The following is a 23,473-nucleotide window of genomic DNA, read 5'->3' on the forward strand; positions in this document are numbered from 1 at the left end:
GTGGTGCCGGTGCAGGTGTCGTCCGCGGTGTGGGGCTGGTACCAGAAGGACAGCGTGGACGTCCCGGCAGCCGGCATGGTGATGGTCTGGGCCAGGTTGCTGTCCCCGAGCGGTTCGGCCCCCGATGCCAGGCCCAGGAGCGCGGAACCGGTGCCGGTGTGGGCGGCGGTGGAGGGCACGGGTGCCCTGACGCCGCCGGTGGTCCAGGACGCCAGCCCGGATTCGAAGCCGCCGTTGGTGACGCCGGGAGCCGGGGCCGCCGGCGTGACCGGAGCCGACGCCGCAGACGGTGCAGACGTCCCGACGGCGTTGCTCGCCGTCACGGTGAACGTGTAAGCCGTGCCGTTAGTCAATCCGGTGACGGTCGCCGTCGTCGAGGGCGGACTCCCGGAGACCGTCACCGGAGCCAAAGCCGTGCCACCGGACGAAGGCGTCACGGCATAGGAGGTGATCGCGGAGCCGCCGTTGGCCGGCGCCGTCCACGACACCACCACCGAGGCGTTGCCCGCCGTCGCGGTCACCCCGGTGGGTGCCGCCGGGGCCGTCGCCGCGGCGGCTACGGTTACCGCGTGCGTGACGGTCCCTGTGAGGCCGGACTTATCGGTCACCGTCAGCTTCACTTGGTAGGTTCCTGCTGCGGCGTAGGTGTGCGAAGGCTTCACGCCCGTGCCTGCCGGGGAGCCGTCGCCGAAGTCCCAGCCGTAAGAGGCCACGGTCCCGTTCGGATCGGTCGAGGTCGAACCGTCAAAGGTGGCAGTGAGACCCGTCGTCGAGGATGTGAAGGCGGCTACCGGGGGCTGGTTGGGCACATTGCCCAGGGTCTGGGCGACCGTTTGAACGGACGTGGTTCCGTTGGCCGTTCTCGCAGCCAGCCATGTGACGAAGGTCTTGAAGAGATTGGGATCGATGGTCAACGTGGGATCTGTTCCGACGGCGATGTGGTGGAAGGTCAGTTGGACCCAGCCCCCTCCCGGTTCCGCGTTGGTAACCAGGTCCTCGAGGTTCTGCAGCGTCCACTGCTGTCGACTTCATCCGGCGCCGCTGTGTTGTATGGATTGGCCGGGGGGAGGGTTTCAGCGAAGGGGCATCCCGAGCAGCTCGCGGGTGAACGGATGTCCCCCAAATTGCGCGCACTGGCAAAACCGCAATTCTTCACGATTTGCTCGACGGAAGAGTTCTCGGCGGCGAAGGGATAGGCGAAATCGGTGGCGTTGAACCCCCAGCTGGCAAGCGTGGTCCGCCCGCCGCAAACCTCGTTAGTTGCGGCCGAGGTGGACAACGTGGTGAGGTCCGGGTGGGTGATGGTGTGGCCACCGATCTCGTTGCCGTCCGCAGCGATGCTGTTCAGGTTGGCTCGGGTGAGCCATGACGGATTATCGATCCAGCTGGTCGTAATGAAGAAGGTGCCGTGCAATCCGAGTGACTTCAATAACTGTTCGGCCGGGAGCTGATCGGCATTGCCGTCGTCGAAGGTCAGGCTGATGATTGTCTTCGGCACTGCCGCCCGCGCAGGGGGCCCCAAATAGACAGCGGAGTACCCAATCAAGAACAGCACGGACGCGGCCGTGGCCCGGCGGAACCACGCGTTGCGGACCCCAGGTGTTTTCCCCCGCCAGGCGGAGGCACGCCCAGCGGAAGGACGCCCCTGCTGGCGGATTAATGTCGGCCGCCGGAACAGTATGGTCAGGAGCCGCATCGGCTTCCCCTTTTTCTGAACAGACCGGACCGGAATCCCCAGATCCGAAGCCTATTGGCTATGCACGGCACGGGTTAAGAGTGGGTGGTACCCGTTTTGGAACCTGTCTCCCGCTCTCTCCACTCAGGCTCCGCTACACGTACTCGGCCGGAAGGCTGCCGACTCACGCGAAAGGGGCGTACCTTCCGTCAGAGACGAGCTCGATTGTTCCGTCGAGCACGCCCACCACCGGCCCATGACCCGGCAGGATGATCTCAGCTCCCAGCTGCCTGAGGACCTCCACGCTGGCCAAGGTCTCCGCCGGGCGGTGATGGAAAACAGGGGGCAACAACTGCGGCCCGCGGACCGGACTGACGGCGTGGCCAGTGACGAGCGCGTCCCCGGTCACCACTGCCTTGGCTGAAGGGACGAAGAAGGACGCATGGCCACTGGTGTGCCCGCCCGTGGCAACGATCCGGGGAGATCCCGGGAGCGCGTCCAGAATGTCCTGGGTCATCGCAGCGACGCCCGGGACCGCGACGTCGGACAGGCCCCCGGATCGGATGGCGTGTACGGCCCACGCGCCGACCCTGGGGCGGAGGATCCGCAAACCAAAATCCTTGACGGTGACCTGTTCGAGGACCTCCCGGCGGATGTTTGGCAACTCAGTCTGGGACGCAAATACCGGAATGCCCATTGCGGATATTCTCGCGGCATTGCCGATGTGATCCGAGTGACCATGCGTCAGGAGAACTCCGGCAGCATTTTCCATAGCCAGTCCAAGGAAATTCAGGCTCGATTGGAGCAATGGCCAATTCCCGGGATAGCCCGTGTCAATGAGGGTGAATTCCTTGCCCCGCTTGAGGATGGTCCAGTTGACTGCAGGGCCTTGGACGAAAAAGACGTCCTCGGCAACCTCCGTCACGTTGGCCTCTGCTGACCAGTTGTTCGACATGCTTCCTTCTGTTCCTTTGCTCCAGGGATGCGTCACAGTGCGCCGGACCATCGTATCCGCAGTGCCCGAGGCTCGATTTCACTTGCGGCAAAACCTTTGCTAAAGTCATAACCGCTTCATTCCTCCGTAGCTCAATTGGCAGAGCATTCGACTGTTAATCGAAGGGTTACTGGTTCAAGTCCAGTCGGAGGAGCGCAAAGGCCCCGCACCTGTTTTACAGGTGCGGGGCCTGCTTTTTTGCCTCGGTTTGTCTGATCTGCGCAATTATTCGAATGGCAGAATCTCATCGCCAATTCGTCAAACGAAGTCCATTTCCACTTGCAGGAACCTCGCTGCCTCGGCCACGGCGGACTGGAAGGCGTCGTCTTCGGTGGGCGGCGTCCTCGGCTCCCGCGGGTGCCATTCGTGGGCGGCGGAGTGGACGCGGGTGAATCCGCCGCCAGGGGGTGCGTAGAAGATTCCGAAGCGTTGGACGGGCCATTCGGGAGAGGTCTCCGGAGCCACGAGCAGGGCCGCGCCATTTGTCGGATTGAACCATTGCGCAATCGGGCGGCGGCGGTCCTCCGTGAACAGCCCGGCCGCATAAAGGGCCGCGGATTGCGGGCTTGTCACGGTGCACAGACGATCCCACCACAGCGGCAGGATGCCATCATCCCTGCGCTGCCATGGGGCTGGAATAGGCTGTAGTTCCTGCCAACGGGGCACATCTCAACTTTATCGCCGGGCCATGACCGGCAACAGGCCTCGAAGCAACGGAAGGCGTGCTTAGTCCCGTTTCCATGGCCCGGGATTGATCCGGTAGAGGATTGCGGAACCGACGACGGCGCCCAGCAGGGCTCCGAACACAGGGTTTCCGACCCCGCGGCCCAGCAAGAAGCCGACGACGGCGCCAAGCATCGCCCCGAGGAAGAGGCCCCTGCCGTTGCGGTGCGGTTTGCGCGTCATGGCTTGAGCCTACTTCTCCATGCGGACGTCCGGGCTCGCGCATCAGTGGACGGGCGCATCAGTGGATGGACGGGACGGACCGGGGCCGCACGACGAGCCAGAGGGCCGACACGGCGCCTGCGAGACACGCGGCCTGGACGGCCCCCATGGGAACGGCAGAGCTGACGCCCAGCCAGCCAACCACGGGCGGGATGATGCCGGCCATCAGGAAGTTCGAGGCACCCAGCAAGGAAGCCGCCGTTCCGGCCTGCGCGCCATGGTTGGCCAGGGCAATCACCTGGACGCAAGGGAACATGAACCCGGTGGCAAGGATGTAGAACCACAGCGGGACCATGACGCCCCATAGGCCGAAGCCGAGCAGATCGAACACCACAATCAAAAGAGCCATCAGTAGCATCCAGGCCGTGGCGAACGCCATGATCCATTGGGGTGCTACTCGCCTGATGACCCTGGAGCTGATTTGGACGCCGGCGACGATGCCCAGGGAGTTGACACCGAACAGCAGGCCGTATTCCTGCGGGGAGAAGTTGTAGACCTGTTGGAACAGGAAAGTGGACGCGGAAAGGTAAGCAAACAGTCCGCCGAAGTTGAACCCGCCGACCAGCAACATCCCGACAAAAACCCGGTCGGCGAACACGGCCCTGTAGCGTTGGCCCGCCGTCGACGTCGTCTGCCTGCGGAGCTCGGCGGGATACGTTTCCCGGATGAGGAACACAGCAGCAATGATCACGAGGATTCCGTAGCTTGCCAGGAAGTAGAAGATCCCGGGCCATGGCATCACCAACAGCAGTTGTGAACCGATGATCGGAGCCAGGATGGGCGCCAGGCCATTCACCAGAGACATGCGGGAGAACATCCGCACCATGGCGTAACCGGCGAAGAGGTCCCGGACCATGGCCATGGCCACCACGCCACCGCCGGCTGCACCGACGCCCATGAGGACGCGGAACAAGGCGAGTGTGCTGATGTCCGTGGACAGTGCTGCGCCGAGGGAGGAACCGATGTGCAGGGCCGTCGCCAGGATCAAGGGCATGCGGCGCCCGAACTTGTCGCTGAACGGACCCACCACCAATTGGCCAATGGCGAAGCCCACCGTTGTGCCGGTCAGTGTGAGTTGGATCGCAGCCGCTGACACGTTGAAATGATGCTCCAGCGCGGGAAACGCGGGCAGATAGAGATCCACGGTAAATGGACCCAAGGCGGTCAATGCGCCGAGGAGCAGGATATAGAGGAGTTTTTCGCGTCGGCTGAGGGAATCGCCCGGTACAGGGGGAGTGTTCACGGTTATCAATCCTATGTGCGACAGATCATATTTATCAGCGATGGCTGGGGCGCGCCGCTGGACCGTCCCGGAAGTTGAGGCTGAAGCTGAATGGTAGTTTTGTGGACAGGTGCGCGTGGGCGGTTGTGTTCGTCTCCGTGCCGGAGCCGGGTAGGAGCAAGATGGAAGCAGTGAGGCGGAACCTATGAGTGGACGTCACGGCGGCCGGGTTGGCCAACGCCCGGGCATTTCGGCGTTGCCGAACACCCTGAAACTTGCAGCCCGGCTCGCGCCGCGGCAGCTCAACGACGAAATCAGCCTGGCCAAGCTTGAACTTAAGGGCAAAGGCAAACAGTTGGGCATTGCCGGCGCTTTCGTTGGCGTTGCGCTGATCTTTTTCTCATTGCTCGTCATCGCCCTGGTTGTGGCGGCCATCTTGGGCCTCGCCACGGTCATGCCCCCCTGGCTGGCTGCGCTTGTGGTTGCGGCGGCGTTCCTTTTGATCATTCTTATCGGTGCCCTCATCGCCTTCCGCGCGTTCAAGGGGGCCATGCCGCTTGTGCCTGAGAAGACCATCCGCGGCATCAAGCACGATCTCGGCATCGTCAAGGAGGGCACTTCCTTCGACGCCAGCATCCTCGATCCCTCGTCGGAAGCCTACAAGGCAGCGGAGGCAGCGAAAGCCGCCGCGGCTGAGAAAGCCAAGGCCGAAAAAGCCGCCAAGGCAGAAGCAAAGAAAGCCGAGCAACCCCCCGCCCCAAGCGAAGCTGAGCTGCTCCGCCGTCTGGAGCAGCGCCGCGAGCACCTCGCCGACGTTCGCGATCAGCTCGGCGTCGAGCTCGACGTCAAAACCCAAGGCAAGGTCCTGCGCGACGTTGCCGGGCAAAAGCTCGACGACGGACGCCGGTTCGCTGCCGATAAACTCGCAGATTTCAGTGAAAAGGTTCCGGCCGGGATGTCGGAGCGGCTCGCCGCGCGCTGGAAAGAGCTGTTTCTCTTCGCCGCTTCCGCCACGGTGGCCGCAGTAGGACTGCGGAAGCTGTTCAAGAAGTAATAGGGGCGCCAAGCAGCAGCGGCAGCTGCGGACTACAGAAAGGGGGACAGGTGAAGTTCATCGGTGCAGGCGCGCGCCCGGGCCAGCCACAGATCGACCACGATCTCATCTTCACTGTCCCCAATTTCCTGACGGTGTTGCGCTTCATGGGCGTCCCACTGTTCGTGTGGCTGGTGCTGTGGCAAAGGGAATACGGTTTCGCCGTGCTGGTTCTTGCCATCATGGGCGGCACTGACTGGGTGGATGGCTACGTCGCGCGGCGTTTCAACCAAACCTCCAAACTGGGCCGGATCCTCGATCCCGTCGCGGACCGCCTGGCACTCATCACCGTCGCTGTCACGCTCGTCATCGCCGGGGTGGTGGATTGGTGGTACCTGGCCGCCCTGGTGGTGCCCGACGCCGTCCTTGCCACAGCCTCATGGTTCTATTTCCATAGCCACCCCGACCTCCCCGTGAGCCGGATCGGCAAGATCCGGACGGCGTTCCTGCTCCTGGGCACGCCTCTCCTGGTCCTCTCCAAGCTCGCGATTCCCTACACCAGTGTCTACTTCGTGATCGCGTGGGTCTGCCTGGGCTTTGGCCTGCTAGGGCACTGGGTAGCGGCCTACAACTATTTCTGGGCAATCCTGCGGAAGGGCAAAGAACTCAAAGCCAACGACGGCGGTCGCAGCTGATGGTCTGGTTCGCAGTCCTTCTTGCGGTGCTTGGCGCCTTCTGCCTTGCCATTGGCGCCCAGCGCCAGGGCAGCGCCGTCAAAGCGGATACCGGTGGGCTCGCCCTGAGTTCGCATGGCTTCCTGAGGCTGCTCCGAAATCCGCGGTGGATGTTCGGCCTGCTGTTGCTTGCCTTGGGCATGGGCATGAACGCCATTGCCTTGGTGTCAGCACCCTTGACTGTGGTGCAGCCCATCGGAGCCATCGCCTTGGTCATTACCACGGTGGTCAACGCCAAGGACCAGGGACTCAGTATCAACCGGGGCACGGTGGTGGCGATCTCTGCTTGCGTGACCGGCTCGGCGATGTTCGTCCTGCTGGCCGTCAACGCCACCCAGGAGAACCACCACGTCAGCGGCGAGGACGAGATAACCATCGTCCTCCTGCTGGCACTCGCCGTCGGGCTTTTTGGAACGTTGGCCGCCATGTTCCGGCACCGCATGAGCGCTTTTGTCTACATCCTGGGCGCCGGGGTGTTGTTCGGGTTCGTCGCGGTCCTGACGCGCATCATCGGCCGGCACCTGCTCGACCCTAACGGGCACTTTCTGCTCAACGTGCAGTGGTACACCGTGGTCGCCATTGCCGCTGCCGGCGGGCTCGGTTCCTGGTTCGTGCAGAGCGCCTATTCGGGCGGGCCGCCGGATCTGGTGATCGCCGGGTTGACTGTGATCGACCCCATTGTCGGAATTGCCATCGGGATCGCAATTTTGGGTGAGCTTCGTCCCGATGTCCACGCCGTGCTGGCAATCGCCATGGCTGTGGCCGCTTCCCTTGCTATCGTTGGGGTTATTGCCCTGAGCCGGCACCATCCCGAGGTCACCAAGCGAAAGCGTGACGCGAAGGCGGCTGCAAGCCGGAAGGCCTAGGGCAGAGTTCGACAACCGTGCCCCGCACACCCGCGGCAGGCGACCGGCGAAGACACCGCAGGGCCAAACGTTTTGCGATGTTCGCACCGTGACCATCAGGAGTTCTCCACGTGACCGTTCCCGAAACCAACAAACCCCTCACCATCCTGATCGCGGCGGAGACCTACCGCCCGCAGGTCAACGGTGCTGCTCAGTTCGGGTACCGGCTTGCCAAAGGCATGAAGGCGCGGGGGCACAATGTCCATGTGCTGGCCTGCCGGGCGGACAACGGCAAGAGCTTCACCGAGTTCGGGGATGAAGGCACCGTGCACCGCTTGAAGTCCCACGGGGTCTTTACGCACGAGTACTTTCGCATTTGCTACCCCTGGGAAATCAAGAACGACATTCGACTGCTCTTCGATAAGGTGCAGCCCGACGTCGTTCACATCCAAAGCCACTACATGATCGGCGAACACGTTCTCTATGAGGCCAAGAAGCGCGGCATTCGGATCATAGCCACCAACCACTTCATGCCCGAAAACCTGAACCCGTTCTTGCCGTTCCCGCAGTGGTTCAAGGACATCATCGGGCGGGTCTCGTGGAAAGACATGGGTAAGGTCATGGGCCAGGCCGACGTCGTCACCACTCCCACGCCGCTTGCCGCGAAGGCCATGCACCAGCACGCTTTCCTCCGCAAGGTCCTGCCTCTATCCAACGGTATTGACGCGGCCGCTTACGAACTGGGGCCGAGCGAAGAGATCGAGCCGCACGCCAACCCCACCGTTCTCTTTGTCGGCCGCCTTGCCGAAGAAAAGCATGTGGACGTCCTGATCGACGCCGTTTCCAAAACACCCGCCGAACTCAATGTGCATCTTGAAATCGTCGGCGGCGGCGAGGTCCGTGCCGCGTTGGCGGCCCAAGCCAAGCGCCTGGGCCTGGGCGAGCGGGTCAGGTTCCTGGGCCTCGCGAGCGATGAGGACCTAAGGAAGGCGTACATTCGCGCTGACCTGTTCTGCATGCCCGGAACCGCCGAACTGCAGTCCCTCGTGACGCTCGAGGCGATGTCGGCGTCGACGCCGGTTCTTCTCGCCAATGCGATGGCCCTGCCGCACCTGGTGCGCGAAGGCGAGAACGGGCATCTGTTCACGCCGGGGGACAGCAATGAGTTGGCAGCCCGGATCACCGAGCTCTTCCGTCTGCCGGCCGGCGAACTCGAAGCCATGGGCAAGGCGAGCCGCGCCATGGTGGAGCCGCACAGCATCCAAGGCACACTGCAGACGTTCGAGGACCTCTACCGTGGGGCGGGCTATGAGGACAAGGTCATCTAGCCACGCGGACCCGGCGTAGTCTGCCGCTTGGCATCGGGAGCCGAATTGTTTTGCTAGAGTGTTTTGGCCGGGAGGACGCTGACAAAGCGGTCGCCTGGCCGACTCGGGGCTATAGCTCAGCTGGTTAGAGCGCGGGACTCATAATCCTAAGGTCCTCGGTTCAAGTCCGAGTAGCCCTACCCGAAAAGAGCCCCTGAGCTGCGGAAACGCAGGTCAGGGGCTCTCGTGCGTTTTACTACACGCACTCCGGGCGATACGCGGGATCTGCTGGGCCGCTCTGGAGGAGCGCGTTGGAGACAAGGGACCACACGTTTGGATCGTTGGGAGATTGATCGTGTTCGAACGTGTCGAGAGGGCAGTAGTCCTGGAGCACAAGGTTGGACACCTGCTTCACGGACCCAACAAGAGCCTGGCTCGTATAAGGGGTAACGACCTCGTCGTAACGGGTCGAGATGACAGTGTAGGACGGGCCGGGTACGGTGTCGCCGATCGAGTTGAGCTCGGCCATGAACGCCGACCCCGCATGCTGGTCCGCGCAGGCCTGGCACAGGGTGCTCGTTGCGGTGGTGTCGAGAATCATCCCCGCGGGCGACGGCGCGATGAGGCCTTGCGTGCCGTGGCTCGACGGCGCAATGCCGACGAGGTGGTGCACGTACTTGGCGCCTCCGAGGAAGCCGATGTAGTAGCGCGGCATCATCCCGCCTTGGCTGTGCCCGACGAGATCGACCTTCTTTGCACCCGTCGCGCCAAGAACTGATTTCACGAACGTCGAAAGCTCAGCCGCGGAGTCCCGAATTGCCCCACTGGCGGGGACATTGTTGACTACCCCGTAGTTGAGCGCGAAGACGCAGTACCCCTGATCCTTGAGCACGGGTGAAAGCAGCGCCCAGTTCTTGTACATCGTCTCGAAGGTTCCCGGGACGAGGACCACTGGGTACGGATGCACGCTCGATGGCTTGCACGTCCAATCATTGGCTCCGGGCGGGTCTGGCGAGATCGAGTCGGCTTGAGCCGCGGGTGCGGCGAAGAGTCCAATCGTGAGCGCCGCAGCAGCGAGCACAGCGGTGAGTCGGAATCGGCGCATGGCCTTGCCTTTCTCCTGGCCGCGAACCCCTATGTCCGCGGCATCCCTAGTTACTTTGCGGTAACTTACTGGCAGCTCGCAATAGCGTGCGGAGATCATGAGAAAACGTGCACTCGCTCGTCAGGCCCGGACCGCGTCAAACGCCACACCAGTCACAAGGGTGACCGCAGGTCCCGTAGGACCAGGGCTGAAGGCACGCGCGAGTGCAAAGCACGCACATCCTTGCAGCGATTGGCGGCCTGCCGGGAGCAGCCCGAATCATGAGGCTTGATGCTGGAATCCGCGGGGCTCCTTCCGGTGTCGCCCGTTCGCCGTGCTGGTCCGGCGTCGGACATCTTCCTCAACTTCTCCCGTGTCGGTGGCCCCTCCCACTGGAAGCGGACCGAGTCGTCGTCCCCGGACTATGCTCACAGGGAGGATGGCCAGGAGTAGCGTCCCCGGAGAAATCCTTGGGAAATCCTGTGGAGAGGCATCAGACGGGCTGCAATCTGAGAGATTGCAATTAGCTTGGTTGATCGTTTCCCAGGAAGGTCCCTGGCGGCATCCAGGCGCCAAAGACCGGGCCCGGATCAGGCCGCTTAGCGCGCCGCCCGTCGTCGGAGACTCTTTGTTTGAGCCGTTGCAGGACCCATGGGAACAAGTGCTCGCGCGCCCAGATGATGTCATCGGTCCTTGCCCCGCGCCAAGTGCGTCCGGGTAGGTCTTTCGGTGTCATCGGTTCCATGGTGTGGGGGACGTTGAGGGTATCGAGCACCATGATGGCGATGGTGTGCTGCCCCAGGGGAGAGAAGTGCAGCCGGTCCGGATCCCACATTCGAGGGTGGGTGAGTTGACGCAAGGCCCAGAGGTCGGCGATTATCGCGTCGTGGCGCGCGGCGATGGTGCGCAGGTTCTCGTTGAAGATGGCCACCTTGGCGCGGGTGTGTCCCAGCACGGGCGTGGCGCCCCAGTCCGGTCCGGCGAACAGTACAACCGTTGCGCCGGCAGCGGCGAGGAGTTGCACGCCGGCGTCCATCCGGATCGCGAGTTTGTCGGGATCGCTTCTGCGGAAGATCAGGTCATTGCCTCCGGCATTGAGAGTGATCAGATCCGGCTGCAGGGCCAGTGCAGTGCCGACCTGCTCATCCAGGATCTGATGGAGCAACCGTCCGCGGACTGCCAGATTCGCGTAGGCGAAATCGTCGTGTCCGGCACTCAGTTCTTCGGCGACCCGGTCCGCCCAGCCTCGCAGGCCTCCCGGGCTGCGAGGCTCCGGATCTCCTACCCCTTCGGTGAACGAATCACCCAGTGCCACATAACGGCTCCACGGGTGCAGGCGAGCCCCGGAACCAACGGAGCCACCCTGCGCCGGACTATCGGCGCTGGGAGCGTTCATCCCTCCATACTGCTCCTACCGGGCCGAACGCGCCACGGCGGGCTGCGGGCAGTCGTCACTGGACTCACGAGCCGCATGCGCATCCTAGAGTTATCCCGTGAGCTTCCAATTGCCATCGCTGATCGATCCTGAACTGTGGTCACTCGTCGATGAATCCCGTGCCTTCTACGTCCGGCGGCCAACCGGCCGCGGTCCGGGCAGCCGGGAAGAGCTGCTCGCATTCCGAGCGGGCGCTGCAGCACCTGCCGAGTGTGATCCACGGCCAATCGCAGAGCTGGCAAGCGCACTTGGCCGAAGCGTTCCAGTGAGGATCCATATGCCGGTCGGCACGCCGGTGGCGGGCGTGTTCCTGGAAATCCACGGCGGCGGCTTCTACATGGGCTCGGCCGCCGGAAGCGATGTTCGCAACAGGCGGCTGGCGGAAGCGTTGGGTGTTGCAGTGGTCAGTGTGGATTACCGGCTCGCTCCCGAGCACCCGTGGCCTTCCGCACCCGACGACTGCGAAACAGCAGCACTGTGGCTGGTAGAGCACGCCGAAAGCCGTTTTGGCACAGCGAAACTCGCTATCGGTGGCTTCTCTGCCGGTGCGACGCTGGCGGTGTCGACGCTTGTGCGGTTGCGCGACCGCGGGGTCACGGCATTCAACGGCGGCGTGTTGCAGTTCGGCACCTATGACCTCGCCGCGAAAACGCCGGCCGGACGCCGGATCGCCGACGAGTATTTTCTTGACGCCTATGCGGGGACCGCTCCGGATCGCACCCACCCCGACCTCTCACCACTCTTCGCCGAGCTCGCGGGCCTACCGCCGATCATGATTGTGATCGGGAGCGAGGACATCCTTCTGGAAGACAACCTCGCCATGGCCAGGCGGCTGTCGGACGCCGGTGTCGAGGTCGATCTGCGTGTTTTTCCAGACTCCCCCCACGGATTCACCGGACACGCGACGCCGATGGCGCGAGCCGCTCTCGAACACATCGACGCATGGCTTCGAGTTCAGCTGGGCCCAGCAGGCTGAATCACTCGGGCGGGACGACCGCGAGGGTTGATTCCCGGCATCAATTCCTTGGGTGCTACACACTTGCTCGGGGGACAGGCAGGTATAGAGCATGAGGCACCCTTCCAAAGCTCCTGACCGGGAGCGCACCTTCAGATTGTTGTATGAGCTGCTGGAAGCGAGCCGTGCAAAGGACAAACACCGGGAGACCCGGAGGTCAACGGCGACTGTTTCTGCTTGTGTGGAGGACTGCCGTTCCTGTAAGTTACTCACCAGTAACTTATGCGAAGGAGTGCCATGTCCAAGGCAGCAATCGACCTCGAGAACCTCCCGTACGCCGACGGCGACTTCTATGGCTTTGAGCAATTGCTCACGGGCAAGGAACAAGACCGGCTGGCTGAGATTCGGGCTTTCCTTTCCCGTGAGGTCAAGCCGATTGCCGTCGATTGCTGGAACCGTGGCGAGTTCCCCATGGACCTGATCCCCAAACTGGCCGAGATTGACCTGGTCAGCCCGGTAAGGCGGCAAGGCTATTCCAACCTTTTCGCTGGCCTTGTCCACGCCGAGGCAACCCGCGCCGATGCCTCAATCGCCACGTTCATGGGCGTTCACGACGGCTTGTTCACCGGCTCCATCGAGGCGTTGGCATCTCAAGAGCAACAGGACACCTGGCTGCCGGACGTTTACTCCCTCCGGAAAATCGGCGCCTTCGGACTGACCGAGCCCTTAGGCGGCTCGGACGTTGCAGGCGGCACCCGGACCACTGCGCGGCGCGACGGCGGCAACTGGATCCTCAACGGGGCCAAGCGCTGGATCGGCAACGCTACCTTCTCGGACTGGGTTGTGGTCTTCGCCCGCGACCTCGCCGACAATCAGGTCAAGGGCTTCCTGGTAGACACGAGCCTCCCCGGATTCAAAGCCAGCAAGATCGAGAACAAGATTTCGCTACGGACCGTCCAGAATGCCGATATCACCCTCGAGAACGTGGTGGTCCCGGACTTCTTCAAGCTGGCCAATGCCAACAGCTTCAGGGACACCAACAAAGTCCTCAAAGTCACGCGGCTTTCGGTCGCATGGCAGGCCGTGGGCCAGCAGCTTGCCGCGTTCGACGTTGCCCGCCGCTACGCGGTTGAGCGGATGCAGTTCGGGAGGCCCCTGGCATCGTTCCAATTGGTGCAGCAACAACTCGTGCAGATCCTGGGCAACACGGTCAGCTCCATGGGCATGATGGTCCGTCTCGCCCAGCTTGAGGATGCCGGTGTGGCCAAGGACGAGCAATCCGCGCTGGCGAAAGCCTTCACCACGGCCCGCATGCGTGAAAGCGTTGCCCTCGGCCGGGGCATCCTGGGCGGCAACGGCATTGTCACGGACTACGAGATGGCCAAGATATTCGCCGACGCCGAGGCCATCTACTCGTACGAAGGCACCCACGAAATCAACACCCTTGTCACGGGGCGGGCCATCACGGGGATTTCCGCCATCGTCTAGCGCCAGCAAATCGTCTAGGGGCAGCAACACGGACGGACGGAGATCCGTGACGAAGGCTAGCGGGTTGACGTAGTCCTCCCCATGCCGAACTCCCCAGTGGAGGCACGGTGATCCCGCACAGTGGCCCATTCCCACTACGCCGATGGCTTGGCCCTTGTTCACGGTAACCCCCTCCGCGAGTTCGCTGTCCACGGGCTCAAAGCTGCTCCGTAGCCCGCTCCCGTGGTCGATGGTGATCACCGGACGATCCACCACGACACCCACGAAGCTCACAGTGCCGTCGGCGGGGGCGGCGACCGTGACGCCGTCGTCCGCTGCTTGTAAATCCACGCCGCGGTGCCCGCTCAACCACGGCTTGTCCGGAGGGTCGAAGCCGCGAACGACGGCAGGCTTGGGGGAGAGCGGCCACACCCAGCCCGGGCGGGTGCCGGGCGGGGTGCTGCCGCCCGGCGGCGGCGATCCAACGGAAGGCGCCGTGACCAGGACAACGAGCAAAAGAATGCAGGCCGGAAGATGTGCAGTTCTCATGGAGCAAGCCTTCGCTGGCGCCGCAGGGTCCGAAAGCCGCCAGTTCGGCTATGTGGAAAACGGTGCGGGAAATCTGCCGAACGATTGAGGCTGAACCCGGGGCTTTTGCGGTCATAAGGCTGAAGGCGCTGTAGTACACTTGGTGGAGCAGTTTGCTGTGCCCTCAAGCTTGTTTAGAAGCGCTTCTCATTCAGTTGCGCGGGGGTCCCAGGCTGACTACGCGTATCCAACCCTCCAATTGCGAATCCTCGCGGATTCAGTGCTGCGGAGGATTGTGCCTCTTGCGGTCCGGCGAGTCATTGGCCGGATGAGAAGTGCAATGGATGCCAGGAGCCAAGGCCCGTTCGGGTCCGGCTAATTAACCGTCAACTATTGGCAGGGTAAGAGCGGCCCGTGTGGCTCTCTCATGAATGACCTGCCGGAAGGAGCGTCGGCATGCCCGTCGTAACTATGCGCCAGCTGCTTGACAGCGGCGTCCACTTTGGACACCAGACCCGTCGTTGGAACCCGAAGATGAAGCGATTTATCTTCACGGAGCGCAACGGCATCTACATCATTGACCTTCAGCAGTCGCTGTCCTACATCGACCGCGCTTTCGAGTTCGTCAAGGCTACTGTCGCCCACGGCGGCACCGTCCTGTTCGTCGGCACCAAGAAGCAGGCCCAGGAAGCAATTGCTGAGCAGGCTACCCGTGTTGGCCAGCCGTACGTCAACCAGCGTTGGTTGGGCGGTATGCTCACCAACTTCCAGACCGTTGCCAAGCGCATCCAGCGCATGAAGGAACTCGAAGAGATCAACTTCGAGGACGTCGCAGGCTCGGGTTACACCAAGAAGGAGCTCCTGCTCCTCAAGCGTGAACTCACCAAGCTGGAAACCAACCTCGGTGGTATCCGCAACCTGACCAAGGCTCCTTCCGTTCTGTGGGTTGTTGACACGAAGAAGGAACACCTGGCTGTTGACGAAGCCAAGAAGCTGAACATCCCGGTTGTTGCCATCCTGGACACCAACTGCGACCCCGACGAAGTTGACTTCCCGATCCCGGGTAACGACGACGCCATCCGCTCCGTAAACCTGCTGACCCGCGTGGTTGCCGACGCCGTTGCTGAGGGCCTCATCGCCCGTAACCAGCGCGCAACCGGTGCTGCAGAGGCCCCGGAAGAGCCGCTCGCTGAGTGGGAGCGTGAGCTCCTCGAAGGCAGCAAGGCCGAAGCTGCTGAAGCTCCGGCCGCCGAGGCTGTCGAAGCTCCGGCTGCGGAAGCTGCCGAAGCCCCGGCCGCCGAGGCCACCGAAGCTGCTGCTGGCGAAGCCGAAGCGGACAAGTAAATCCGGACCTTTCCCGCACCAATTTCGGTGCGGGGAGCTACTGACAGGATGGCGGCCCACCAGGTGGGCTGCCGTCCTGTCAGTCCGTAAACACATAAATTTCTAGACAGAGGGGTTCACATGGCGAACTACACTGCTGCTGACATCAAGGCCCTGCGCGAGCGCACCGGCGCCGGCATGATGGACGTCAAGAAGGCTCTTGACGAGGCCAACGGCGACGCCGAGAAGGCCATCGAGATCATCCGCATCAAAGGCCTCAAGGGCGCTACCAAGCGTGAAGGCCGCTCCACCGCCGAAGGCCTGGTTGCAGCCAAGGTCACCGGCGGCGTTGGCGTAATGATCGAGGTCAACTGCGAGACCGACTTCGTCGCCAAGGCTGACAAGTTCATCCAGCTGGCCGACAAGGTCCTGGCTGTCGCCGTCGAGTCCGGCGCTGCCGACCTCGAGACCCTGCTGGCCATCGACGTCGACGGCAAGCCCCTTTCCGAGGTTGTCGTCGAAGAAGGCGCCGTTCTCGGCGAAAAGGTTGTTGTCCGCCGTATTGCCCGCATTGAAGGCGGCACGGTTGACGCTTACCTGCACAAGACCTCCAAGGACCTCCCGGCCCAGGTCGGCGTCCTGTTCGCCGTTGAGGGCGAGGGCGACGCCGCTGCTACCGCAGCCCACGACGTCGCTGTCCACGTTGCAGCCATGGCCCCGAACTACCTGAGCCGCGAAGACGTCCCGGCCGAACTGGTCGAGTCCGAGCGCCGCATCGCCGAAGAGACCGCCAAGGCCGAAGGCAAGCCGGAAGCCGCTCTCACCAAGATCGTCGAAGGCCGCGTGACGGGCTTCTACAAGGGCGAAGTTCTCTTGGACCAGGCATTCGCCAAGGACTCCAAGAAGACCGTTGCACAGGTCCTCGAAGAGGCCGGCGTCAAGGCAACTGCCGTTGCCCGTTTCCGCGTCGGAAACTAGTTAGACATACAAAAGGGGTGGTCACTTCGGTGGCCGCCCCTTTTGCATGCAACGGCAGGCCCGCACCGAGTGCATCTACAGCCGGCAGCTTTCTGCCCGGCCCCCAGCAAGATAATCTAGCCAGAGTCCACAAACGGGAAGGCACCATGGAAACCGAGAACACTGCAATCCATCCGGAGAAGACCCGTCGTCGTGTACTGCTGAAGCTGTCCGGCGAGGTCATCGGCGGCGGAAAGCTTGGAGTGGACCCGGAAACCGTCCGCGCCATCGCCAAGCAAATCGCCGCCGCTGTTTCCGAGGTCGAGGTGGCAATCGTCGTCGGCGGCGGTAACTTCTTCCGCGGCGCCGAACTGTCCCAGAGCGGCATGGACCGCTCACGCGCCGACTACATGGGAATGCTCGGCACTGTCATGAACTGCCTGGCCTTGCAGGATTTCCTGGAACAGGCGGGCGTCGAGACCCGCGTTCAGAGCGCCATCACCATGGGACAGGTAGCCGAGGCCTACATTCCGCGCCGTGCCATCCGCCACATGGAGAAGGGCCGCGTCGTCATCTTCGGTGCTGGCGCAGGCCTTCCGTACTTCTCCACAGACACCGTGGCTGCACAACGAGCACTCGAAGTGCATGCCGACGTCGTGCTCATGGCGAAGAGCGGTGTGGACGGCGTGTACACCGCGGATCCCAAGAAGGATCCCACTGCTGAGAAGCTCGAAAAGCTCAGCTACGACGAGGCCCTGCGCCGTGACATCCGCGTCATGGACCAGACCGCCATGACCATGTGCAAGGACAACAATTTGTCCATGGTTGTCTTTGGCATGGAAGGCGAAGGGAACGTCACCCGGGCCATTCTCGGCGAAAAGCTGGGCACCCTGGTCACCCCCTAGCAAGGGCTAGGATATTTCTAGGACTCTTCCGCCCGCAGGGGCGGAAATTTATTGTGCATTGCGGCCCGCGGACCGGGGCGCGACTATTTCTGAGGAGAAACCGTGATCGAAGAAACCTTGCTCGAAGCCGGGGAAAAGATGGACAAGGCGGTCGAGGTAGCCAAGGAGGATTTCGCGTCGATCCGTACCGGTCGTGCGAACCCCGGACTCTACAACAAGGTGATCGTGGAATACTACGGCACCCCCACACCGCTGCAGCAGCTGGCTTCCTTCGCTATTCCGGACGCCAGGACCATCCTGATCACGCCCTTTGACAAGACCTCAATGCGCGACATCGAAAGGGCCTTGAGCGACTCCGAGGTCGGCGCCAATCCGTCCAACGACGGCAACGTCATCCGGATCACTATCCCGGAGCTCACCCAGGAACGCCGCAAGGAATACGTCAAGATCGTCAAGGGCAAGGGTGAGGACGCAAAGGTTTCCATCCGAAGCATCCGGCGCAAGGCCAAGGACGCCCTGGACAAGCTCGTCAAGGACGGCGAAGCCGGCGAAGACGAGGGTGCCCGTGGCGAAAAGGAACTCGACGCTATCACCAAGGCACACGTCGACGGTATCGACGAGCTCCTCAAGCGCAAGGAAGCCGAGCTGCTCGAGGTCTGATGAGCGAGGCTGAGCCGGCACCCGCGCAGGGAATTCCCACACGCGCCAGACGCCAACGAGGCAACCCAACGCCCAAGGCCGGCCGGAATCTTCCGGCCGCCATCGGCGTCGGGCTCGCCATGCTCTTTGCCGTTCTCGGCGGGCTGCTGTTCCTGCCCCTGGGGTTCGTTCTCCTGACCACTGGGTTCGCGGTCCTCGGCGTGTGGGAAATCTTCCGTGCGCTCGAAGCCCAGGGCACCAGGATGCCCATCATCCCCGTGCTGACCGGTACCGTGGCGATGCCGCTGGCGGCTTACTTCGGTGGCACAGAAAGCCTGCTCTTCGCGATGGTGCTGAGCAGCACGGCCGTACTGCTCTGGCGTTCCCTTGAAAGCGCGGCCGGAGCTCCGCGCAGCGTCTTCTCCGGAATCTTCACGCTTGCCTGGGTGCCATTCCTGATCAGCTTTGCCATCCTGCCTCTCCATACAGGCGGGGGAGCGACGACGGCGGGTCCATGGCCCGCTGGGCAGGTTCCGGCGGGTGCCTGGCAGATTGCCGTGATGTTGCTGCTGGTGGTGTCCAACGATACTTTCGGGTACCTCGTCGGGGCGCTGTTCGGCAAGCATCCGATGGCTCCCAAGATCAGCCCCAAAAAGACCTGGGAAGGGTTCGCTGGCTCGGTGGCAGGTGCCATGGTCATCGGGATCCTCGCCAGCATCTTCGTCCTGGGCAGGCCGTGGTGGGTCGGCGTGGTGCTTGCGGTAGGCATGGTGGCCGCCGCTACCGCCGGTGACCTCGCGGAATCCATGGTCAAACGGGAACTTGGCGTCAAAGACATGAGCAGCATCCTGCCCGGTCACGGCGGGGTCATGGACCGCCTCGACTCGATCGTCTTCGCGGCTCCGGCAGCATATATTCTTTTCGCGCTGTTGAGCGGCGCCTGACAACCACCCAGAAGGAAAGCAGTGGCAGTGGACATTCGTCGCCAGATCCCCGCAGCATTTGAGCGCGTGGCGCACAGCAAGTATGGCTACAACGCAAGGCAAGTGGACCAGTTTTTCCAGCGCGCCCGATTGTCCTTTGAAAACCGGGCCGAGGCATCGGAGAAAATCGGCAGTAGCGATGTCCGCGCGGTTTCGTTTGATCCTGTCAAGGGCGGCTACGACGCCACCGCTGTGGACGCCGCATTGGACCGCCTCGAAGATGCCTTCGCCCGGCGTGAACGCGACGAGCTGATAGCGGCCGAAGGCGAGGAAGCCTGGTTGCTGAAGATCGGTAAACTCTCCGGGGTGTTGCGCGGCCGTTTGCACCGGCCTGATGGCGAACGTTTCCGCCGGCCGGACAAGAAGCGCGCGCGTAGCTACAACATCGCCGAGGTCGATGCCTTGTGCGTCTCCCTGATCGGTTACCTGGAGAACGACAAACCGCTGAGCGTCGACAACGTCCGCCGAGCCGCTTTCTCCGAGGCCCGAGGGCGCGACGGCTACGAAGAGTCGCAGGTTGATGCCTTCCTCGACCGGGTTGTCGAACTCATGGCGGCGATCGACTAGCTAAACCCAGGCGGACGCCCGCGCCCCCTCAGCTCCGCGCGCCCTCAGCTCCGCGCACCCTCAGCGGAGCTGGCGCTCCGTGGCCACCGGCCGCTCCGGGACATGAAGCCTTGTCATCAGCCGGGTCACGGTCCCGGGGACCCGGTGTTTCGTGGCCCGCGAGACCAGCACCATCACGGCAAACGCGGCCGGCACCGTCCACGCCGCGGGCTGGGCAATCCATCCGGGTGCGGCCGAACCGATGATCGTGCTCGATACCAGCGCACCCCCGCAGAGGACGGCTCCCGTCAGCATGCCGGCAATCGCGCCTGCGTCGCTCAGGCCCCGCCACCAAATGCCCAGGACCAGGACCGGACAAATGGTGGACGCGGTGAAAGCGAACACCAGCCCTACACTGCCGGCCAAGGCCATGGAATCCGTGGTGAACGCAAAAGCGAGGGGGACGGCTGCGGCCAGGAATGCGGCCACCCGGAATCCGCGCACGCTCCCGCCAAGAAGGTCCTGGCTGATGACGCCGGCCAGCGATACCACCAATCCCGACGTCGTCGAGAGGAATGCCGCAAACGCACCGGCAACCACCAATGCCGACAGCAGATCGCCGGGCACTCCACCCAGTAGCTTTCCAGGCAGCAGCAGGACCAGGGCGTCCGGCCGTCCGTTGCGTGCAAGCTCAGGTGCGAAGACCCGCCCAAGCAGGCCGGACGCCGTCGGGAACAAATAGAAGACCGACAACAGGCCGAGCACGATAAGGGTGGTCCGGCGGGCTGATTGGCCGTCCGGGTTGGTGTAGAAGCGGACAAGGACGTGGGGGAGTCCCAGTGTTCCGAAAAGCAGCGCCACCAGGAGCGAGACAGTCTGGTAAAGCCCGGCTGCGGGGAGGCCAGTGGGATTGCTGGATGCCTCCGCCAGGACCGGTGGGCCGCCGCCCGTCTGGTTCAGTAGCAGGAACACCACAGGCACGGCCAAAGCCGTCAATTTGAGCCAGTATTGGAAAGCCTGGACGAAGGTGATGGAGCGCATGCCACCAGCCGCCACCGTCAGGCAGACCACCGCGACGACGGCGACGGAGCCCACCCAGGAAGGCAATCCCGTGCTGATCCGGATGGTGAGCCCGGCGCCCTGAAGCTGCGGCACGATGTAGAGCCACCCGACGGCAACAACGACAAGGCTCGTAACCCGGCGGACGGTTTTCGACTCGAGCCTGGCCTCCGTGAAATCCGGGATCGTGTAGGCACCCGATCGGCGCAAGGGGGCAGCCACGAACAGCAAGAGCATCAGATAGCCGGCCGTGTAGCCCACGGGGAACCACAGAGCGTCCGTTCCGGTCAACAGGATCAGCCCCGCGACGCCCAGGAAACTCGCTGCCGACAAGTATTCGCCCCCGATCGCCGAGGCATTCCACCATGGGCGGACAGTGCGGGATGCCACGTAAAAGTCGCCCGTCGTGCGCGAAATGCGCAGGCCGTAGAAGCCGATCGCCGCCGTCGCGAGCGCCACACCCAGAAAAGCGGCGAGCCCGACGGCGGGATTCACTTCTCCTCCACAAGATCGCGATAGCGGGCTTCGTTCCTTGCCGCGGAGCGGTTGTACAGCCAAGCGCTCAGGCCGATCACCGGATAGAGCGCCGCTCCGAGGATGATCCAATTTACCGGGATACCGAGAATCCGCATTTGCGCGAGCTGAGGCACCAGCGCCACCATGGAGCCGTAGGCGGCAAGCACCAGTAGGAATCCGGAAGCCACAACCACAGCAAGGCGCAGCTGCGAACGGATGAGTGACCGGACGAAGACCTGCCCGACGTCCGAGTCCTCGGCAGCTTCGCGCGACTGGTATGGACGCGTGGGGGCTATCCGGGCAGACGACTGCGGGGCCGTGACCCTGACCCGGGTCATCCTTGTGGCCGGATCCGGGTGGCCTCGAGCTTGTCCCGCACGGCCGGAAGGTGCCTGCGGCTGATCGGCAGTTCGGCTCCGGCCACCGTGACGCTTGGCCGTGCCGCGGCGAGTTTCATATGTCCCACGTGGTTGAGGGACATTAGATAGGAACGGTGGATGCGGATGAATCCGGCTTCCGCCCACTGCTGTTCGAGGTCGCTCAGGGGTACCCGTATCAAGTAGCTCGCCTCCGCGGTGTGTAATCGGGCGTAGTCTCCCTGGGCTTGGACGTAGCTGACATCGTCCCGCCGGATCATCCGTGTGGTTCCGCCCTGGTCAACCGTGATCATCTCCGGGACCTTGCTGCCGTCCTTGATGAGCTCGCTGATGCGGCTGATGGACCGGGCCAGGCGCTCGGCACGCACTGGCTTGAGCAGATAGTCGACGGCGGCCAGTTCGAACGCCTCGAGCGCACAGTCCTCGTCGGCGGTGACGAAGACGACGGCGGGAGGCCGGGCGCTGCGCGAGATGGCACGGGCGATGTCCAAGCCGGAAAGCGCGGGCATATGGATGTCCAGGAAGACCGCGTCCACGGATTCAGTTTCGAGGGCGCTGAGGGCTTCCGCACCTGAGGCTGCGCGGTGGATGGCACCGATGCGCTCGTCCCGACCCAGAAGGAAGGCGAGCTCTTCAACGGCGGGGAGCTCGTCGTCGGCGACGAGTACGTTGATCATGGTTATAGATTAGCCTCAGGCATCATGGCTCGGCTGGGACTTCGGTACGCGGATCGTGATCAAGGTGCCCTCGCCCGGCGCGGTCTCGATGACCAAGCCGTGTTCGTCCCCGTAGACCTGGCGCAGGCGGGCATCGACGTTTCGCAGTCCGACATGGTCGCCGTCGGCGTGCCCGGCCAGGACCGAGCGCAGGTGTTCCGGATCGATGCCCACGCCGTCGTCCTCGATGGTGACCTCCGCGAAGGCCCCGGAGTCGTTGGCACAGATCGTGATGTGCCCCGGTCCTTCCTTCGCTTCAAGCCCATGGCGCACGGCGTTTTCCACGAGCGGTTGCAGGCTCAGGAAAGGAATCACCGTGCTTAGGACTTCGGGCGCGATCCTGAGGCTCACTTGAACCCGGTCCCCGAAGCGTGCCTTCTCCAACAGCAAGTAGCGGTCGATGCTCCGGAGTTCCTCCGCCAGGGTGGTGAAATCGCCGTGGCGGCGGAAGGAATATCGGGTGAAATCCGCGAACTCGACCACCAACTCCCTCGCCCTGGCCGGATCAGTGTTGATGAACGAGGCAATGGCGTTGAGGGAGTTGTAGATGAAATGGGGACTGATTTGTGCGCGCAGGGCCCGGACTTCGGCCTCCATGAGCAAGGTGCGGGAAGCGTCGAGTTCGGCCAATTCCACTTGCACGGCAACCCAGTCGGCCAGCTCGCTTGTCGCCCGGATCAACCCGGCGCCGGTTTGCGGGGCGAAGGCCGCGACGGCTCCCGCCACGCGGTTTCCTGCCCTGATCGGCGCGACGACGGCGTTCAGTGCGTGCGAAGCCGGGACAACCACGGTCCGTCCGTCGGAGAGAACTCCCGAGGCGAGCTCCATCAGGACGGCTTTGAGTTCTTCTGCCGCGCCGTCCCACGCCAGGACGGACTCGGTGTCCGTGATCGCCAGGGCGTCACAGCCAAGCAGGGAACGCAATTGCTTGCTCGCCTTGGCCGCTCCCGCCGCGTGGAGGCCGGTGCGCAGGTGCTGTCCCGCGCGCGACGCCGCGTGCAGGGTCTGGTAAGTGGCCCTCTCGGCGTCGGTTCCCAGCTCGCGGAAGGAACGGATCACCTTGAGGCCGACCCCCACGACGACCGCCACGGCGAGCACGATGACCGCAATGGCGGCGGCGGTGACGAGCGGGGAATCCGGCATGGAGCAAGACTAGCGAACCCGCCGTTCGGCGCAGCAACGTGTCCGCTGGGCGACGCCTATGCCGGCGAATCTGGAAGTGGCGCGG

At 63.4% G+C, this 23,473-nt stretch carries 24 protein-coding genes, 2 tRNA genes and 1 pseudogene; 14 read left to right on the forward strand and 13 right to left on the reverse strand.

Going from position 1 to position 23,473, the window contains the following annotated elements; all coding sequences use genetic code 11:
- The 3 genes from AB4Z38_RS17500 to AB4Z38_RS17510 all read right to left on the reverse strand — a co-directional run.
- The coding region (locus AB4Z38_RS17500; RefSeq protein ID WP_441430887.1) for a PKD domain-containing protein at nucleotides 1-914 on the reverse strand (914 nt) is incomplete at its 3' end.
- Between the two features lie 35 nt (nucleotides 915-949).
- Nucleotides 950-1,498: a polysaccharide deacetylase family protein gene (locus tag AB4Z38_RS17505; protein ID WP_441430888.1), complete on the reverse strand. Its 549-nt coding sequence runs from the start codon at nucleotides 1,496-1,498 to the stop codon at nucleotides 950-952.
- 361 nt (nucleotides 1,499-1,859) lie between these two features.
- Nucleotides 1,860-2,630, reverse strand: a complete 771-nt coding sequence (locus tag AB4Z38_RS17510) for an MBL fold metallo-hydrolase (RefSeq protein WP_441430889.1) — start codon at nucleotides 2,628-2,630, stop codon at nucleotides 1,860-1,862.
- A gap of 120 nt (nucleotides 2,631-2,750) precedes the next feature.
- Between AB4Z38_RS17510 and AB4Z38_RS17515 the strand changes: the two genes are divergently transcribed.
- A tRNA-Asn gene (locus AB4Z38_RS17515) sits at nucleotides 2,751-2,823 on the forward strand.
- 104 nt (nucleotides 2,824-2,927) lie between these two features.
- Here the strand turns inward: AB4Z38_RS17515 and AB4Z38_RS17520 are convergent.
- The 3 genes from AB4Z38_RS17520 to AB4Z38_RS17530 are packed head-to-tail and all read right to left on the reverse strand — an operon-like array spanning nucleotide 2,928 to nucleotide 4,857.
- Nucleotides 2,928-3,335, reverse strand: a complete 408-nt coding sequence (locus tag AB4Z38_RS17520; protein ID WP_234750734.1) for a hypothetical protein — start codon at nucleotides 3,333-3,335, stop codon at nucleotides 2,928-2,930.
- Between the two features lie 60 nt (nucleotides 3,336-3,395).
- A complete protein-coding gene (locus tag AB4Z38_RS17525; protein ID WP_441430890.1) occupies nucleotides 3,396-3,575 on the reverse strand; it encodes a glycine zipper domain-containing protein in 180 nt (59 codons plus the stop codon).
- Between the two features lie 58 nt (nucleotides 3,576-3,633).
- Nucleotides 3,634-4,857: a multidrug effflux MFS transporter gene (locus tag AB4Z38_RS17530; protein WP_441430891.1), complete on the reverse strand. Its 1,224-nt coding sequence runs from the start codon at nucleotides 4,855-4,857 to the stop codon at nucleotides 3,634-3,636.
- Nucleotides 4,858-5,041: 184 nt separating this feature from the next.
- Here AB4Z38_RS17530 and AB4Z38_RS17535 point away from each other — a divergent pair, with 184 nt between their 5' ends.
- The 5 genes from AB4Z38_RS17535 (at nucleotide 5,042) to AB4Z38_RS17555 (ending at nucleotide 8,955) form a co-directional block, all read left to right on the forward strand.
- On the forward strand, nucleotides 5,042-5,890 hold the full coding sequence (locus tag AB4Z38_RS17535) for a phage holin family protein (RefSeq protein WP_441430892.1): 849 nt from the start codon (nucleotides 5,042-5,044) through the stop codon (nucleotides 5,888-5,890).
- Between the two features lie 50 nt (nucleotides 5,891-5,940).
- Nucleotides 5,941-6,564 (forward strand): CDP-alcohol phosphatidyltransferase family protein, encoded by a 624-nt coding sequence (locus AB4Z38_RS17540; protein WP_441430893.1) that lies wholly within the window; start codon nucleotides 5,941-5,943, stop codon nucleotides 6,562-6,564.
- Complete coding sequence (locus AB4Z38_RS17545) at nucleotides 6,564-7,469, forward strand: DMT family transporter (RefSeq protein WP_441430894.1); 906 nt, start codon at nucleotides 6,564-6,566, stop codon at nucleotides 7,467-7,469. The genes AB4Z38_RS17540 and AB4Z38_RS17545 overlap by 1 nt, the downstream gene beginning before the upstream one ends.
- A gap of 110 nt (nucleotides 7,470-7,579) precedes the next feature.
- Entirely contained in the window at nucleotides 7,580-8,776 is a 1,197-nt protein-coding gene (locus tag AB4Z38_RS17550) for a glycosyltransferase (protein WP_441430895.1), read from the forward strand.
- A gap of 105 nt (nucleotides 8,777-8,881) precedes the next feature.
- Nucleotides 8,882-8,955, forward strand: a tRNA-Ile gene (locus tag AB4Z38_RS17555).
- A 56-nt stretch (nucleotides 8,956-9,011) separates the two neighbouring features.
- Here AB4Z38_RS17555 and AB4Z38_RS17560 read toward each other — a convergent pair.
- Both AB4Z38_RS17560 and AB4Z38_RS17565 read right to left on the reverse strand, forming a co-directional pair.
- Nucleotides 9,012-9,860, reverse strand: coding sequence for an esterase/lipase family protein (locus tag AB4Z38_RS17560; RefSeq protein WP_441430896.1), 849 nt, complete (start codon nucleotides 9,858-9,860; stop codon nucleotides 9,012-9,014).
- Nucleotides 9,861-10,362: 502 nt separating this feature from the next.
- On the reverse strand, nucleotides 10,363-11,235 hold the full coding sequence (locus AB4Z38_RS17565) for an SGNH/GDSL hydrolase family protein (RefSeq protein ID WP_441430897.1): 873 nt from the start codon (nucleotides 11,233-11,235) through the stop codon (nucleotides 10,363-10,365).
- 316 nt (nucleotides 11,236-11,551) lie between these two features.
- On the opposite strand from AB4Z38_RS17565, the gene AB4Z38_RS17570 reads away from it, so the two are divergent.
- Nucleotides 11,552-12,250 (forward strand): alpha/beta hydrolase, encoded by a 699-nt coding sequence (locus AB4Z38_RS17570; protein ID WP_441430898.1) that lies wholly within the window; start codon nucleotides 11,552-11,554, stop codon nucleotides 12,248-12,250.
- Nucleotides 12,251-12,526: 276 nt separating this feature from the next.
- Nucleotides 12,527-13,717 carry an acyl-CoA dehydrogenase family protein gene (locus AB4Z38_RS17575; RefSeq protein ID WP_441430899.1) on the forward strand — a complete coding sequence of 397 codons (1,191 nt, stop codon included), beginning with the start codon at nucleotides 12,527-12,529 and terminating at the stop codon, nucleotides 13,715-13,717.
- A gap of 15 nt (nucleotides 13,718-13,732) precedes the next feature.
- Here the strand turns inward: AB4Z38_RS17575 and AB4Z38_RS17580 are convergent.
- A pseudogene (locus AB4Z38_RS17580) lies at nucleotides 13,733-14,245 on the reverse strand (M23 family metallopeptidase); the annotation flags it as partial.
- A gap of 435 nt (nucleotides 14,246-14,680) precedes the next feature.
- Between AB4Z38_RS17580 and rpsB the strand changes: the two are divergent.
- From rpsB to AB4Z38_RS17610, 6 genes are all read left to right on the forward strand, one after another.
- Nucleotides 14,681-15,568 carry a 30S ribosomal protein S2 gene (gene rpsB / locus AB4Z38_RS17585; RefSeq protein WP_441430900.1) on the forward strand — a complete coding sequence of 296 codons (888 nt, stop codon included), beginning with the start codon at nucleotides 14,681-14,683 and terminating at the stop codon, nucleotides 15,566-15,568.
- A gap of 120 nt (nucleotides 15,569-15,688) precedes the next feature.
- Complete coding sequence (tsf, locus tag AB4Z38_RS17590; RefSeq protein ID WP_234753056.1) at nucleotides 15,689-16,525, forward strand: translation elongation factor Ts; 837 nt, start codon at nucleotides 15,689-15,691, stop codon at nucleotides 16,523-16,525.
- Between the two features lie 146 nt (nucleotides 16,526-16,671).
- Nucleotides 16,672-17,409, forward strand: a complete 738-nt coding sequence (pyrH, locus tag AB4Z38_RS17595) for a UMP kinase (protein ID WP_059387847.1) — start codon at nucleotides 16,672-16,674, stop codon at nucleotides 17,407-17,409.
- A gap of 102 nt (nucleotides 17,410-17,511) precedes the next feature.
- Nucleotides 17,512-18,069 carry a ribosome recycling factor gene (gene frr, locus AB4Z38_RS17600; protein ID WP_078105729.1) on the forward strand — a complete coding sequence of 186 codons (558 nt, stop codon included), beginning with the start codon at nucleotides 17,512-17,514 and terminating at the stop codon, nucleotides 18,067-18,069.
- The gene (locus AB4Z38_RS17605) at nucleotides 18,069-18,992 is read left to right on the forward strand and encodes a phosphatidate cytidylyltransferase (protein WP_441430901.1); all 924 of its coding nucleotides are present in this window, start codon (nucleotides 18,069-18,071) and stop codon (nucleotides 18,990-18,992) included. The genes frr and AB4Z38_RS17605 overlap by 1 nt, the downstream gene beginning before the upstream one ends.
- Nucleotides 18,993-19,013: 21 nt before the next feature.
- Nucleotides 19,014-19,598 (forward strand): DivIVA domain-containing protein, encoded by a 585-nt coding sequence (locus tag AB4Z38_RS17610; RefSeq protein WP_441430902.1) that lies wholly within the window; start codon nucleotides 19,014-19,016, stop codon nucleotides 19,596-19,598.
- 60 nt (nucleotides 19,599-19,658) lie between these two features.
- Here the strand turns inward: AB4Z38_RS17610 and AB4Z38_RS17615 are convergent, their stop codons facing one another.
- The 4 genes from AB4Z38_RS17615 to AB4Z38_RS17630 are packed head-to-tail and all read right to left on the reverse strand — an operon-like array spanning nucleotide 19,659 to nucleotide 23,388.
- Nucleotides 19,659-21,131, reverse strand: a complete 1,473-nt coding sequence (locus tag AB4Z38_RS17615; protein WP_441430903.1) for a sodium/solute symporter — start codon at nucleotides 21,129-21,131, stop codon at nucleotides 19,659-19,661.
- On the reverse strand, nucleotides 21,128-21,490 hold the full coding sequence (locus tag AB4Z38_RS17620) for a hypothetical protein (RefSeq protein ID WP_441430904.1): 363 nt from the start codon (nucleotides 21,488-21,490) through the stop codon (nucleotides 21,128-21,130). The genes AB4Z38_RS17615 and AB4Z38_RS17620 overlap by 4 nt, the downstream gene beginning before the upstream one ends.
- Nucleotides 21,487-22,206, reverse strand: coding sequence for a LytR/AlgR family response regulator transcription factor (locus tag AB4Z38_RS17625; protein WP_441430905.1), 720 nt, complete (start codon nucleotides 22,204-22,206; stop codon nucleotides 21,487-21,489). The genes AB4Z38_RS17620 and AB4Z38_RS17625 overlap by 4 nt, the downstream gene beginning before the upstream one ends.
- A 15-nt stretch (nucleotides 22,207-22,221) precedes the next feature.
- Nucleotides 22,222-23,388 carry a sensor histidine kinase gene (locus AB4Z38_RS17630; RefSeq protein ID WP_441430906.1) on the reverse strand — a complete coding sequence of 389 codons (1,167 nt, stop codon included), beginning with the start codon at nucleotides 23,386-23,388 and terminating at the stop codon, nucleotides 22,222-22,224.
- Nucleotides 23,389-23,473: the final 85 nt, after the last annotated feature.

The organism is Arthrobacter sp. 2RAF6, assembly GCF_052115205.1.
Lineage (GTDB): Bacteria > Actinomycetota > Actinomycetes > Actinomycetales > Micrococcaceae > Arthrobacter.

Excerpts from the sequence above, each read along its gene's own strand:
- AB4Z38_RS17510 (WP_441430889.1), bottom strand. The coding sequence starts at position 2,630 with ATGTCGAACAACTGGTCAGCAGAGGCCAACGTGACGGAGGTTGCCGAG.
- AB4Z38_RS17525 (WP_441430890.1), bottom strand. The coding sequence starts at position 3,575 with ATGACGCGCAAACCGCACCGCAACGGCAGGGGCCTCTTCCTCGGGGCG.
- AB4Z38_RS17535 (WP_441430892.1), top strand. The coding sequence starts at position 5,042 with ATGAGTGGACGTCACGGCGGCCGGGTTGGCCAACGCCCGGGCATTTCG.
- AB4Z38_RS17545 (WP_441430894.1), top strand. The coding sequence starts at position 6,564 with ATGGTCTGGTTCGCAGTCCTTCTTGCGGTGCTTGGCGCCTTCTGCCTT.
- AB4Z38_RS17560 (WP_441430896.1), bottom strand. The coding sequence starts at position 9,860 with ATGCGCCGATTCCGACTCACCGCTGTGCTCGCTGCTGCGGCGCTCACG.
- AB4Z38_RS17565 (WP_441430897.1), bottom strand. The coding sequence starts at position 11,235 with ATGAACGCTCCCAGCGCCGATAGTCCGGCGCAGGGTGGCTCCGTTGGT.
- AB4Z38_RS17570 (WP_441430898.1), top strand. The coding sequence starts at position 11,552 with ATGCCGGTCGGCACGCCGGTGGCGGGCGTGTTCCTGGAAATCCACGGC.
- AB4Z38_RS17575 (WP_441430899.1), top strand. The coding sequence starts at position 12,527 with ATGTCCAAGGCAGCAATCGACCTCGAGAACCTCCCGTACGCCGACGGC.
- rpsB (WP_441430900.1), top strand. The coding sequence starts at position 14,681 with ATGCCCGTCGTAACTATGCGCCAGCTGCTTGACAGCGGCGTCCACTTT.
- tsf (WP_234753056.1), top strand. The coding sequence starts at position 15,689 with ATGGCGAACTACACTGCTGCTGACATCAAGGCCCTGCGCGAGCGCACC.
- pyrH (WP_059387847.1), top strand. The coding sequence starts at position 16,672 with ATGGAAACCGAGAACACTGCAATCCATCCGGAGAAGACCCGTCGTCGT.
- AB4Z38_RS17605 (WP_441430901.1), top strand. The coding sequence starts at position 18,069 with ATGAGCGAGGCTGAGCCGGCACCCGCGCAGGGAATTCCCACACGCGCC.
- AB4Z38_RS17620 (WP_441430904.1), bottom strand. The coding sequence starts at position 21,490 with ATGACCCGGGTCAGGGTCACGGCCCCGCAGTCGTCTGCCCGGATAGCC.
- AB4Z38_RS17625 (WP_441430905.1), bottom strand. The coding sequence starts at position 22,206 with ATGATCAACGTACTCGTCGCCGACGACGAGCTCCCCGCCGTTGAAGAG.
- AB4Z38_RS17630 (WP_441430906.1), bottom strand. The coding sequence starts at position 23,388 with ATGCCGGATTCCCCGCTCGTCACCGCCGCCGCCATTGCGGTCATCGTG.